The sequence below is a fragment of the Methylotuvimicrobium sp. KM1 genome (genome assembly GCF_044788715.1).
Classification (GTDB): domain Bacteria; phylum Pseudomonadota; class Gammaproteobacteria; order Methylococcales; family Methylomonadaceae; genus Methylotuvimicrobium.
The window spans coordinates 3,011,133-3,024,607 of sequence record NZ_CP173170.1; the positions used below are offsets into that span (position 1 = coordinate 3,011,133).

At 49.5% G+C, this 13,475-nt stretch carries 11 protein-coding genes; 4 read left to right on the plus strand and 7 right to left on the minus strand.

Going from position 1 to position 13,475, the window contains the following annotated elements:
* Nucleotides 1-526 precede the first annotated feature (526 nt).
* From phoU to ACINK7_RS12925, 5 genes are all read right to left on the minus strand, one after another.
* Nucleotides 527-1,204: a phosphate signaling complex protein PhoU gene (gene phoU, locus ACINK7_RS12905; protein WP_404355700.1), complete on the minus strand. Its 678-nt coding sequence runs from the start codon at nt 1,202-1,204 to the stop codon at nt 527-529.
* Nucleotides 1,205-1,245: 41 nt separating this feature from the next.
* On the minus strand, nt 1,246-2,034 hold the full coding sequence (pstB, locus tag ACINK7_RS12910) for a phosphate ABC transporter ATP-binding protein PstB (protein ID WP_404361449.1): 789 nt from the start codon (nt 2,032-2,034) through the stop codon (nt 1,246-1,248).
* A 248-nt stretch (nt 2,035-2,282) separates the two neighbouring features.
* Entirely contained in the window at nt 2,283-3,578 is a 1,296-nt protein-coding gene (pstA, locus tag ACINK7_RS12915) for a phosphate ABC transporter permease PstA (protein WP_404355702.1), read from the minus strand.
* Nucleotides 3,571-4,953 carry a phosphate ABC transporter permease subunit PstC gene (pstC, locus tag ACINK7_RS12920; protein WP_404355704.1) on the minus strand — a complete coding sequence of 461 codons (1,383 nt, stop codon included), beginning with the start codon at nt 4,951-4,953 and terminating at the stop codon, nt 3,571-3,573. The genes pstA and pstC overlap by 8 nt, the downstream gene beginning before the upstream one ends.
* 233 nt (nt 4,954-5,186) lie before the next feature.
* Nucleotides 5,187-6,233 carry a PstS family phosphate ABC transporter substrate-binding protein gene (locus tag ACINK7_RS12925; RefSeq protein ID WP_404355705.1) on the minus strand — a complete coding sequence of 349 codons (1,047 nt, stop codon included), beginning with the start codon at nt 6,231-6,233 and terminating at the stop codon, nt 5,187-5,189.
* A gap of 682 nt (nt 6,234-6,915) precedes the next feature.
* On the opposite strand from ACINK7_RS12925, the gene ACINK7_RS12930 reads away from it, so the two are divergent.
* From ACINK7_RS12930 to ACINK7_RS12945, 4 genes are all read left to right on the plus strand, one after another.
* Nucleotides 6,916-7,086: a hypothetical protein gene (locus tag ACINK7_RS12930; protein ID WP_404355707.1), complete on the plus strand. Its 171-nt coding sequence runs from the start codon at nt 6,916-6,918 to the stop codon at nt 7,084-7,086.
* 93 nt (nt 7,087-7,179) lie between these two features.
* A complete protein-coding gene (locus ACINK7_RS12935) occupies nt 7,180-7,953 on the plus strand; it encodes a hypothetical protein (protein WP_404355709.1) in 774 nt (257 codons plus the stop codon).
* Nucleotides 7,954-8,479: 526 nt separating this feature from the next.
* On the plus strand, nt 8,480-9,604 hold the full coding sequence (locus tag ACINK7_RS12940; RefSeq protein WP_404355711.1) for a S1C family serine protease: 1,125 nt from the start codon (nt 8,480-8,482) through the stop codon (nt 9,602-9,604).
* A gap of 400 nt (nt 9,605-10,004) precedes the next feature.
* A complete protein-coding gene (locus tag ACINK7_RS12945; RefSeq protein ID WP_404355713.1) occupies nt 10,005-11,081 on the plus strand; it encodes an AI-2E family transporter in 1,077 nt (358 codons plus the stop codon).
* Nucleotides 11,082-11,311: 230 nt separating this feature from the next.
* Here the strand turns inward: ACINK7_RS12945 and arsA are convergent, their stop codons facing one another.
* Both arsA and arsD read right to left on the minus strand, forming a co-directional pair.
* Nucleotides 11,312-13,072 (minus strand): arsenical pump-driving ATPase, encoded by a 1,761-nt coding sequence (gene arsA, locus ACINK7_RS12950; protein WP_404355715.1) that lies wholly within the window; start codon nt 13,070-13,072, stop codon nt 11,312-11,314.
* A 9-nt stretch (nt 13,073-13,081) separates the two neighbouring features.
* Entirely contained in the window at nt 13,082-13,444 is a 363-nt protein-coding gene (arsD, locus tag ACINK7_RS12955) for an arsenite efflux transporter metallochaperone ArsD (RefSeq protein ID WP_404355717.1), read from the minus strand.
* Between the last annotated feature and the right edge of the window lie 31 nt (nt 13,445-13,475).

Sequence of the window (13,475 nt, forward strand, 5' to 3'; positions counted from 1 at the left end):
TACAACCCTTTAAGGGTTTAGTAAAAAATAACTTCCCGATTATTCATCATTCCTACGCCCTGCGTGAAAATGCATCCCGGAACCGGGACGCATGGGAACGATAAACTTGTGTGGGATGTGCGCAAGGCGTGAGAAACATTTAGGAGAGTTATTTTTTACCGTATCCTAAATAACTTTGGGAGATCTTAAATCCCATGCACTAACCTAATAACTCGACATTCCGGCAAGAGTTCATACTAAGTGTAGGGTGCGCATCGCGCACCCTATAGTACTCGATAGACACATCCCATACCTTTTATTCATAGACGGTTTTTCGATCAAAAGGGAGTAGTCAACTGAACCGCTTGCCGTTACGACAGAAATTCATGTCCTTTTATCTTTTGTCCTAAACTCGGCAGTTTAACCATGAAGTTCATAAAGTGCTTAAACGGCTTGTCCTAAAATTTTGAATATCCTTTTGGGGGAGCAAAAAAGAGTTGCATAGGAAAAATAAGTCATTGAATTAACTTCTTATTCTTCATGATCTTCAATGCTGATGTCTAATATCTTTGCCTTCGACCATGAAAATCATGAATTCGGCAATATTGATACAATGATTCCCGCAACGCTCGAGCGCTTTCATAATTTGCAAGATATCCAAAGCCCTTCCGATCAAGCGGGCATCCTGAATCACGAAGGTCAATTGCCGACGAATGCCGTCCTGAAACTCTTGTCCGCAATCCCAGTCTCCCCTAATAAGCTCGTAAGCATCATCCAAATTACCGGTATCGAAAGCGTCGGTAGCCTTTCTGAGCATGCCGCGCGCCATCGTACCCATCTTGACGATGTCCCTGAGTAACTGAGGATTCGGATCGCTCGTTTGCGGATCGAACATGTCGATGATCAATTTCGCTATTCTTACCGTCTCGTCTCCGATCCTTTCCAAGTCCACAACGATTTTCGAAATGGAAATCACTCTGCGCAGGTCATTAGCAACCGGACTGCGTTTAGCGAGAGTCGACAGGACCTCGGCATCGATTTTTAGCTCATATTCGTTAACTTCCCGGTCTCGAGCCACCACTTTTTCGGCGATAGAGGCCTCGCCTTCATCGAGAGACATCATGACCGCATCCAATTGATCGATGACCAAGCCGGCCATTTCAAGCACCAGATAATGTAAATGGCTGAGTTCGCCGTCGAACAGATGAACCGTATGTTCTTTCATAGATTATGATCTTGTGTAAGTAATGAGCCGCTTCGATTTGATTATCCGAATCTTCCGGTAATGTAATCCTGTGTCAATTCGTGCAAAGGATTGGTAAATACATCGCTGGTCTTACCGACCTCGATCAATTTACCGAGATGGAAATAAGCCGTTCGCTGCGAAACCCGTGCGGCTTGTTGCATCGAATGCGTCACGATCGCAATCGTATAGCGCTGTCTCAGTTCGTCGATCAATTGCTCGATTTTCGCGGTCGCAATCGGGTCCAATGCCGAACATGGCTCGTCCATCAAAATCACTTCGGGCTCGACCGACAAAGTCCGGGCGATGCACAAGCGCTGTTGTTGACCGCCCGACAAACCGGTACCTGGTTGGTCTAGCCGGTCTTTGACTTCGTCCCAGAGACCGGCCTTACGCAATGACAACTCGACGATTTGATCCAATTCGGCTTTCGTCGAAGCCAGGCCATGGATTTTCGGGCCGTAAGCGATATTGTCGTAAATTGACTTCGGAAAGGGATTGGGTTTTTGAAACACCATACCGACTTGTGCGCGAAGCGGCACGACATCTAAATGCTTTGAATAAACATCGACATCGTCGATTTTGATTTCGCCGCTCACCCGGCAACCTTCGACTGTATCGTTCATTCGGTTCAAACAACGTAAAAAAGTCGATTTGCCACAACCGGATGGGCCGATCAGCGAAATGACTTCATTCGTGCCGATATCCAGGTTGATATCTTGTATCGCATGGTTTTCAGCGTAAAACACATTGACATTACGGCAAGTTATCCTTGGATTATCAGCATGTATCGATCCGACTGTCGCCCCCATCTCGCCTTGAAAATTCACAGGTTTAACGGACATACTTTTATTTATAAGTGTTTTCATGCGAGAAACCGATTCCGGTTTTGATTGAGTTACAGTATTCATAATGTTTAACTTCTATCCGATCGAAAAGCACCTAACGTTCATGAAGGCCAGGCAATCACCCCGTAACTATTCCCCCCCCGGATGATGAAAGCTCTCGGGAGTTGAGGTTGCTGAGTGGGTTTGCGAAAATATCCCGTATTGAAAAATGTTCACCAACGCCGCTCGAATCGCTTGCGTAAAAACACCGCAACCGCATTCATCGAAATCAAAAACGCCAATAAAACCATGATCGCCGCCGAAGTGCGTTCGACAAATGCCCGTTCGGGACTATCCGCCCAAAGATAGATTTGCACCGGCAGTACGGTCGCAGAGTCGAAAATGCCTTTCGGTATATCGACGATGAAAGCGACCATGCCGATCATCAATAAGGGTGCGGTTTCGCCCAGGGCCTGGGCCATGCCGATGATGGTACCGGTCAACATGCCCGGCAGCGCCAACGGCAAGACATGGTGAAAGACCGTTTGTAATTTTGACGCGCCCATGCCAAGCGCTGCTTCTCGAATCGACGGAGGCACCGATTTTAGCGCGGCGCGTCCCGCAATGATGATGGTCGGCAAGGTCATCAAAGTCAGCACCAGTCCACCGACCAACGGCGCGCTCCGAGGCAAACCGAAAAAATTGATGAACATCGCAAGGCCCAATAATCCGAATACGATCGACGGCACCGCCGCGAGATTATTGATATTGACTTCGATCAAATCGGTCCATTTATTAGTCGGCGCAAATTCTTCCAGATACACGGCGGTCGCGGCGCCGATCGGAAACGACAGTACCAGCGTGACAAATAATGTGTACATGGAGCCCATCAAGGCGCCAAGGATGCCGGCCATCTCGGGGGCCCTCGAGTCTCCTGCAGTGAAAAAGAAAGTGTTGAAGCGTTTCTTGATTCGACCCTGTTCAAGCAATTGGTCGACCCAAGCCACTTGATAATCTTTCAGGCGCCGTTCGCTTTCCGGAACACTGCGATCGATATGGCCTTTCATCAACATATCGTAATCGTCGCTGGCAAGGAGCCATACCCTCTCGCTTTGGCCGATCACACTGGGGTCTTCCAGAACCCGGTCGCGTAATTGAAACATCGCTCCGGTACTGATCATCCGGTTCAGGTCGCGTATTTGGCGGCGTCCTTTAACTTCAGGAAAGGTCTTAGCCAAAGAAGTTCTAATCAAGGCATTGTAATCGGCTCTCGATATCACCTTATTTTCGCGCGTTTGATCCTGATCGATTACGGATTCTAAAAACTCGATATCCAGGGCGATCTGAGTCTGTTGAAATGCGCCATATCCCTTGCCGACAATGCTGATAAATAGGATCAACACAAAGACCAAACCTAACACGATGCCGGTCAAACCATAAAAACGGAAACGGCGTTCTGCCGAACGTCTTTTCGCAATGCCTTTGCGAACTTTTTCCATGGTCGATAATGATTCCGGACGATTATTCATATTGCTCCCGGTATTTTCTAACGATATGCAATGCAATCACATTCAACGCCAAGGTCACGGCAAACAACATCAAACCCAACGCAAACGCAGCCAGTGTTTTCGGACTGTCGAATTCCTGGTCACCAACCAATAACGTAACGATCTGGACGGTCACCGTCGTGACCGCTTCCAGCGGATTAGCCGTTAAATTAGCGGCCAAGCCCGCCGCCATGACCACGATCATCGTTTCACCGATAGCCCTGGAAGCGGCCAACAAAATACTGCCGACAATGCCTGGCAAGGCCGCCGGCAAAATGATTTGTTTGATCGTTTCGGCTTGCGTGGCGCCCAAGGCATAGGCTGCATCTCGCAAAGACTGCGGCACGGCATTGATAACGTCGTCGGATAGCGACGACACGAACGGAATGATCATGATGCCCATCACCAAGCCTGCGGCCAAAGCACTTTCCGATGACACCACCCAGCCCCATTGTTCGCCGGTTTCGCGAATGAAAGGCGCTACCGTCAACGCGGCAAAGAAGCCGTAAACAACCGTCGGAATGCCAGCGAGAATTTCCAATGTTGGCTTGGCTGTGTCCCTAAACTTGGAACCGGCAAATTCTGAAAGATAGATGGCCGACATCAACCCGATAGGCACCGCGACTATCAATGCAATTGACGAAATCAACAAAGTACCGGCGAATAACGGAACCGCTCCAAAGGCGCCGGACGAACCTACCTGATCGGCACGCAATGCAGTCTGAGGGCTCCATTCCAAGCCGAACAAAAAATCGAAAAGCGGCACTTGCCTGAAAAACAATACCGACTCGAATACTACCGATGCGACAATGCCGACGGTCGTGAATATTGCAATCGTCGAGGCAACTATCATGAGCCCGGTCATGATCTTTTCGACGACGTTACGCGCCCGGTAATCCTTGCTGATTTTTTTATGTGCCAACCAAATGCCGGTCAGAGAGCAGGTCAAAACTACGAGGGTTAGCGTGAAATTACTGATTTTGCGTAATTGGTTATAGTATTCGGCGGCTTCCACTATGAACGGGTCGACTCGTTGACTAACCTGAAGGCCTGCGGCAACGTTTTTAATATTGTTGAGCTGAAGATTTAGTTTGCTGCTGGGCAGGCTTTTGATTTCTTCAGGCAGCGAAGCGACAGTTTGATGAGCCAGCCAAGTTGGTTCGAAAGATAGCCACACTAACATCAGAAACAAAGCAGGTATCAAGCCCCAAAGCGCAGTGTAATATCCGTAATACGCAGGCAAGGAATGCAATTCTCGGAGCGTGCCTTCGACAACGGTTACCGACCGCCTCTTGCCGATAAAATAAGCGAGGACGCTTAAAATCAGCAGCGTAAACAATAAATAAGGGGTTTGCATGTCTTTTGAAAAATCGATTACCGTTGTTGGTTGAAAATGCAATCCGGTTTGGCAATGAATAGTGAATAGTGAAATGATTCGTGATTTCAACTACTTGTCAAGCGCCGTTTTCACCTTTCACCTTTCACCTTTCACCTTTCACCTTTCACCTTTCACCTTTCACCTTTCACCTTTCACCTTTCACCTTTCACCTTTCACCTTTCACCTTTCACCTTTCACCTTTCACCTTCCCCTCACATCTCCAGTTCCTTCAGATTCCGGACATCGTCGGCATAGCGCTTTCGCTCATCAGCAGGCATCGGAATCAAACCTTTATCCGTGAGATAACCTTCCTCACCCCAGGCTTTCTCACTGGTAAATTCTTCCAGAAACTCCTTTAACCCCGGTATCATCGAAACATGCGCTTTTTTGACGTAAACATACATCGATCTAGAAACCGGATATGCGCCGGAAGCGATTTCATCGAAATCAGGCTCGACTCCATCGATTTTCAAACCAAATAATTTGTCGGTATTTTGATCTAAGAAACTGAAACCGAATATGCCCAAGGCATTCGGGTTGGTATCCAGTTTTTGCACGATCAAGTTATCGTTTTCGCCGGCCTCAACGTATGCGCCATCCTCTCGAATCGAATGACAGATGGTTTTATATGCGTTTTCATTACTGTCTTTCAGTGCTTTGATGAATGGAAAGGCTTGGCAACCGCCCTCCATTGCTAATTCTACAAACGCATCGCGAGTGCCCGAAGTCGGTGGCGGCCCCATCACTTCGATGGAAGAGTCCGGTAATGAAGAGTCGATTTGCCTCCAATTGGTATAAGGATTGGGAATGGTTTTTTCGGAACCGGAAGGGTCCGGAGTTTCTTTCGCCAACGCCAAAAACAATTGTTTTAAGGTCAGGTCGAACGCTTGGCCTTTATTCGAACGGGCTAACGTGATACCGTCATAACCGACCTTAACCTCGACGACGCTTTTCACTCCATTTTTTTGACAGTCCGCAAATTCGGAGGCTTTGATTCTGCGCGAAGAATTGGCGATATCGGGGTGCTTGACACCCACGCCGGCGCAGAACAGTTTCAATCCGCCGCCGGATCCGGTCGCTTCGACGACCGGCGTCTTAAACCGGGTCATTCTTCCAAACTGCTCCGCTACTACGGTCGTAAACGGATAGACGGTTGATGAGCCGACTATGACGATATTATCGCGTACATTCCTGGCCGAAACCGGCAATTGAACAAACATCAGGGCAAGCGCTGTCAAGGCTAATAATTTTTTGTTCATACTTTTGCTAAAGGATTGTTAAGTAGGTATATGCGCAACTTTAATACCTCAATATGACAACAACATGACAGATGATTGAATATTTGCCCGATTCAACGACAACCCGGAGGTTCATCAATTTGTCAAAAAGCACGGTTACAATCGAACACCGTTTGTTTCGCCGCAACATTTTTATCGATACTTAATTACTCCCTTTTGACTAAAAAACCGTCTAAGAATAAAAGGTATGGAATGTGTCTATCGAGGACCGCCGTTCACCCAGCACCTAAATCCAGCACCTAAATTCCATAGGTCTTTGGCAATGATTCAAAATCATGGCTTATTTAGGTGCTGGATGAATTATCCCAGATAGTTAACCATAGCCAATGGACTATGGAATTTAGGTGCTGGGTAAACCCCTCCATGGGGGCTTGACGGCAGCAATCCCTGCTGCCGACATCCTCGCTAGCCACACCCCATACCTTCATAAAGTTAACTAATTTTTGAGTATAAAGGGAGTATGACTACGACCGCTAAAGATAAAACCATCCCGTTCGATAAAGACCCCTATCGTGAAATTCTGTCCCAATTGCTCTAAGACATAGCGGAAATCCAGCGTAAAGTCGGCCTCAATGCCGAAAAGCGCTTACAAAATTACTCGCCGTATTACCGGTCCGTCGTATTGACGAAAGGCGCGTCGAACTTGGCACACTACCTGGCGCTTCTGCAATTCGATCTGCGCCACTTGCAGCAACGACTCGCCCAAGCGGGTTTATCCTCATTAGGCCGCGCCGAATCGTCCATTATGTCGACACTGGATACGGCGAAATTTCTCAAACTGGGCGTTGCTGGAATGATAAATACTGCAAGCTAGACGTAAGTTTAATCGTTTATAGTTCGATAATTTTTAAAAAGAAATTTCCCCCCTATTTGTTTACAGGATTCCGTTTTACGTTCAGGAGAGACTATGCATTCAACCAACCCATTGACTTCATCTTTCCATATTATTCTGCTAACCGCCCTCGCCTGCTTACCTACAATCCAAACGACCAGCGCCGAAACGATGAGAACCGAGGACGGCGATGCCGCACTGAGTAGCGGCGCACCTCATATTCCCGAACCGATGGTCTTCGATTTGGTGCGGCCGCTCGGCGTTAGGCAAGGCGATGCCGAAGTTAACGTACTCACCGAGCACTCACTTCGTACCGGTAATACCGAGTGGGCTCCTGAGTTCGAATTCGGATTATTCGATAACTTTGCCGTCGAATTTGAACTGCCTTTCGATAATTTAAGATTAAGTGAATATAAATTAGCACTGCAAGGCACTATCGGCACCGGATTTAACGATCATTTCATTCATGGCTGGCAAATGATCGGCATTCACGACCGCGATACCGAAAAATATTCCGTCGATGCACTTTACTTGGCCGGTTACCGTTTTAATTCCGAGGTCAGCAATTTTAATATGATCGGTGTGAGGCGTGACGATATGGAGCGCGACGGGCATTTCGTGGGCTTATTCAACACCACTTGGTTTTATGATTATTCCCAGGATTTAACCTTCGGCATTGAAATGAATAATGAATTTCGCGAGAAGTCCGACTGGACTTATCTGTTGATGCCGCAAATTCATTGGGATATCACCAATCACGCAACATTACAATTCGGCGTAGGCTTAAGCCAAGCCAATCGCAAAGAAACCAATTGGCTCGGTTCTTGGCGAATGATTTATGCGTTCTGATCCCAAAAACATCCACTGTAACGTTCATGAAGGCTTGGCCATCGCCCCGGCAAATGAAAGTCCTTTGGTGGGGAGGGTGCGGTCACTCGCCCGACAGGACGCGGTGAACCCAGCACCTAAATTATCCAAGATAGTTAACCATAGCCAATGGGCTATGGAATTTAGGTGCTGGGTAAATACGTCCATGTAGGCTCGACGGCGGCTATCCCTGCCGCCGACGCCTGTCGATCGAGCAACCGCACCCTCTCCGGAACCGACATTGTTTTTTCATATCGAAAAATTAGATAAGGAATGCAAAACTGCGAACTTTCACAGTAACCTTCATAAAATTAGCCATTGTTCGAATATAAAGGAATTAGGAATAGGCATATAAGAAATTACGCAATCGACGCCGCAATTTTTATTCGTATGCAAGGCGCGCAAACAGACGCATAGCAACGCCTTGATTCAAAATTTTTAACCATTTGACGTAATCCCTGATAAAGTTTGCCATAACTTTAATTGCAAATGCCCCTGTCAATACATCATGCAATCCACTTTATTCGTTCAACTATTAAGACTCATACGCTTAGCCGTATTCGGCGCGATTATTCTTTTTGCCGCTGTCTATGTTTTGCAACATTATCCGACGTTGTTCAGCTCGAAAAGCGCTGAACCGAGAACGGTCACGCCGCGAGGCACCCTCACCGAAGCGGAACTAACCACGATAGCGATTTTTGAGCACGCCAGTCCCTCAGTCGTCAACATCAGTACGATCGGCAGACGCGTCAACCCCTGGACTAGAGATGTCACACGTGTTCCTAGAGGCAGCGGCAGCGGTTTTTTTTGGGATGAGCGAGGCTTTATCGTGACCAATCATCATGTCTTGGCCGGCGCATCGGAAGCGTGGGTTCGCCTTCAAGACCAACGCAACCTTCGCGCTTCGTTGGTTGGCACCAGTCCCGAGCATGATCTCGCCGTCCTTCGTATTTTGGTCCCTTTCGACAAAACCACGCCTATTCCTATCGGTTCCAGTAAAGCGCTCAAGGTCGGGCAATCGGTCTTTGCAATCGGCAATCCATTCGGTTTGGATCATACGCTGACTACCGGAGTCATCTCGGCTCTCAACCGCTCGATAGCGGCTGCTCCAGGCCAAACCTACGATGACTTGATTCAAACCGACGCCGCCGTCAATCCCGGCAATTCCGGCGGCCCCTTACTCGATAGCGCTGGACGATTAATCGGCATCAATACCGCCATTTTTAGTCCGTCCGGTGCCAGTGCCGGCATTGGCTTTGCCGTGCCGGTCGATACGATAAACCGAATCGTGCCGATGCTGATCGACAAGGGGCGCTATATCAGACCGGTCATCGGTATCGGTTCCGACAACCGTGTCAGCGCGATGATCACGCAAAATATCGGCGTGAAAGGTCTATTGATTTTGGAAGTCAAGCCGGGGTTTCCAGCCGACAAAGCAGGACTAAAAGGCAGTTCCATCGATGATGCCGGCAACATTATCCCCGGAGATATTATCCTCTCTGTAGAAAATAAATCGGTTCGAGACATGGAAACCTTATTGGATATATTGGACAAGTATAGCGCCGGCGATACAATTAAAATCGCAGTATGGCGAAACGGGGAAACCTTCGAGACACAGCTAACGTTACAATAAGCGAGACCATGCTCTAGCGCCTACTCCTTTTTGATCGGAAAACCGACTAATTTTCAGGATGTGCGGGGTGTATTTGGCGAGGATGACGGCAGGGACCGCTGTCGTCAAGCCCCCATGGAAGGGTTACCCAGCATCTAAATTCCAAAGCCTATTGGCTATGATTAACTATCTGGGATCATTCATCCAGCACCTAAATAAGCCATGATTTTGAATCATTGCCAAAGACCTATGGAATTTAGGTGCTGGGTGAACGGCGCTCTTCGACGGGCATATCCCGTACCCTAAACACGGCGAAATCTCTCAAACTAGGAATTGCTGGCCCAAGTCAGCATAATCGGGCATTTTGCAATATCGGTGATATGATAAACGCTTATTTCAGGACATCTTTTACCGAACGCAGATGAATTATTTCGCGGCTAATTCGCCTTTACGCTATATGATTCCCGGTCTTTTATTGGCTGGATTATTGCTGTTGGGCTACTGGATATTGAGTGAATTTTTATTATCGCTAACTTGGGCTTTCATCATTGCCTATGCAACTTGGCCGGCTTATCGGCGACTGCGCACTTTATTAAAAGGTAACGGCAATCTCAGTGCTTCGATCATGACCGGCATCATTGCCATGATCATTATCCTAGCAGTATTCGGACTTGCCACACTCCTTCAAGAAGAAATTAAAATCGCCTATCAAGCATTGGCATTTAATTTATTGCAAGGACCTTACGAATTACCTGACCCCATCAAACGCATCCCCTGGCTAGGCAACTATTTGCAAGATTGGCTGGATCGATTAATTAACGACCGGGCCAGCCTTACCGCCCAGATAACCAATTTGGCAACGCAATCGCTAGGCTATCTGGGTAAAATCATGGGGGGACTCGGTTATTACATCATCAAAATCGGGATAGTGGCGGTTACGCTATTTTTTTGCTTTAGAGATGGTGAAGATGTTATGAGGCAAATCAATAAAGGCTTAGTCCAATTTCTTGGCAAACATCAAGATATTTATCTGCACGCTATCGCCAATACCACTAGCGCCGTTGTTTACGGTTTGGTTCTTACCGCATTGGGTCAAGGAATTTTAGCCGGACTGGGTTTTTATATCGCCGATGTTCAAGCCCCTGCTCTATTCGGCGCTATTACTGCATTACTGGCGTTGGTACCGATGGTTGGAGCCGCTTTGGTTTGGATGCCGATCGGCATCACATTAATTTTTATCGACCGGGTCTCGGATGGTATCGGTGTGCTTCTATGGGGATCGTTAGTGGTCAGCACTATCGACAACGTTATACGTCCGATTATCATCAGCGGTGCGGGTCGCGTTCCTTTTTTAGTCGTTTTTTTCGGAGTTCTCGGCGGCTTGGCTTCTTTCGGAGCGGTCGGGCTGTTTCTGGGCCCTATTATCTTAGCGGTATTATTGGCGGTATGGAGAGCCTGGCTGGAACAACAAAGCGAACAGCCGGATATCAGTAGCTAATCGCTTCTCTATACTTTTTTCAATTTTCATCAGACTGATCAACCTAAAATATCAGTTGAGCATTCTAAATCTCGCTCGCCATGAGCCTAGTCGAAGGCCGGGTGGGATTTAAGATGCTCACCCAATGGGTGGCGCTTGGAATCCGCTTATGCTTCGACAAGGTTCACCTGAGCGCTGCCAAAGAGCTCAGCACGAACGCATTCCAAGCGCTTCAACTGATCTTTTTAGGATCAATTAAATTTTGATGACAACAGTGCCTGCAGCCGCTCAGCACCGACCGGCTCCCGCATTTGCACAGGCACGATGGCCAGTCGCTCGGCATGATTTTGTCGAATCGAAGCCAATTGCCGTAGCTCTTCGTTCGCGCGTTGCCGCAGTAAGGCCGAGGTCGGCCGGGCCGCCGCCAGGCTATTGTTGACGACCCAGGCCCAGGGTTTGATGCCGGCCCTGCGCAGATCCTCCTGCAGGTTCGCCGCCTCGAGCACAGGGGTGGTTTCAGCCAATGTCGCGATCAACACCTTGGTTTGTTCGGGATCTTGAAGACGCATCATCGGCGTCGTGAACTGCAACGACTTGCCTTCCATGTGACGGGCGATTTCACGATGATACGATCCGGTCGCATCCAGCAATAGCAGGGTATGCCCGGTCGGCGCGGTATCCATCACGACGAAATGCGTTTGAGCTTCGCGGATGATGCCCGAGAAGGCTTGAAATACCGCGATCTCCTCGGTGCACGGCGAACGCAGATCCTCTTCGAGCAGCGCACGGCCCTGAGCGTCCAGTTTTTTGCCCTTGGTCTCCAGGATATGTTGACGATAGCGTTCCGTTTCCGCTTGCGGATCGATACGGCTGACCGTCAGATTCTCCATCTCGCCGACCAGGGTTTCGGTCAAATGCGCCGCCGGGTCTGTCGTCGTTAGATGCACCCGATAACCGCGTTCGGCCAGCGCGATTGCGATCGCGGCGGACAGCGTGGTTTTGCCGACGCCGCCTTTGCCCATCAACATGATCAAACCGTGACCCGGTTGAGCCATCTCGTCGATCATCGCCTGCAGCGAAGGCAGGTCGGGTAACCGATAGTCGCCGACGGACGCCTCGGCGGCCTGCTCGTCCTCATTGAATAACGAACGCAATGCCTTTAGACCAACCAGATTGCAAGGCAGCAAGCGGGTACGATCGAAAGTCAATTCGCGAAGTGGCTCAGGCAAGGACTCAAGCGCTTGCCGTTCGCGTAGAAAGATCGCCGCCGCCAACGGATCGTCGGTTTCAGACTCGGGCATAAGGCCGTTGATCACCAGATATTGATTACTCAGGCCGGTGCCGGCCAACTCGCCGCTGGTTCGCGCAACTTCCAGCAAGGTCGAGGATTGGGCGCGGGCCACCAGCACCAAGCGCGTGCGCGCAGGATCCGACAATGCCGCGACGGCCTGTTGATAGCGTTGCTGCTGTTTTTCGAGTCCGGCCAATGGCCCCAGGCAGGAAGCGCCTTCTGGATTGCTTTCGATGAAACTGCCCCAGGCGCCGGGCAATTGCAGCAGGCGAATCGTGTGTCCGGTCGGCGCGGTATCGAAAACGATATGATCGTAGCGACCGATCAGTTCGGCATCGGTCAATAACGCGGTGAATTCGTCGAAGGCGGCGATTTCGGTCGTGCAGGCGCCGGACAATTGCTCTTCGATGCTGTTGATCGCCGATTCCGGCAATTTGCCGCGTATCGGGCCGACGATGCGCTCGCGATAGAGCGCGGCCGCCTGCGCCGGATCGATTTCCAATGCCGCGAGATTGGCGACCTCAGGAATCGGCGTGATGCGATGGCCGATGGCTGTGCCGAAAACCTGACCGACATTGGACGCGGGGTCGGTGCTGACCAGCAATACTTTCTTGCCGGCATCGGCCAGATGCACCGCCGTGGCGCATGACAAGGAGGTTTTACCGACGCCGCCTTTGCCGGTGAAGAATAAAAATGTCGGGAGCTGCTGTAAAAAATTCATGACCGGCAATCAACAACAACCCGGTTTACAGCAAGCGGAAGCGGCGGCCTTGCTTTCGGCAGGCGCGGCCTCGATCGCGCACCAACGCGCCAATTCTTCCCGGGAAGGATAGCGCCCGGCCAGCGCGATTTCACCGTCAACCAGCACCAGCGGCAGCCCCTGCTCGCCGGAGCGCACCAGAAAACCATTGACGACCTTGTTGTCGACAAACGCCATCGGCTGCTGGGACAGGTTATAGCGGACAATGTTTCCGCCTTGCTGTTTCAGCCAATCCACATCGGCCGAAAATGTCACCAACGCTTCGTCCACATCGGCACCGCATACGCCGGAGCTGCAGCACAACGCCGGGTCGAATATTTCTATTGTTTTCATAGTTATTCAGCCTTTTGAAATTGAAAATAAA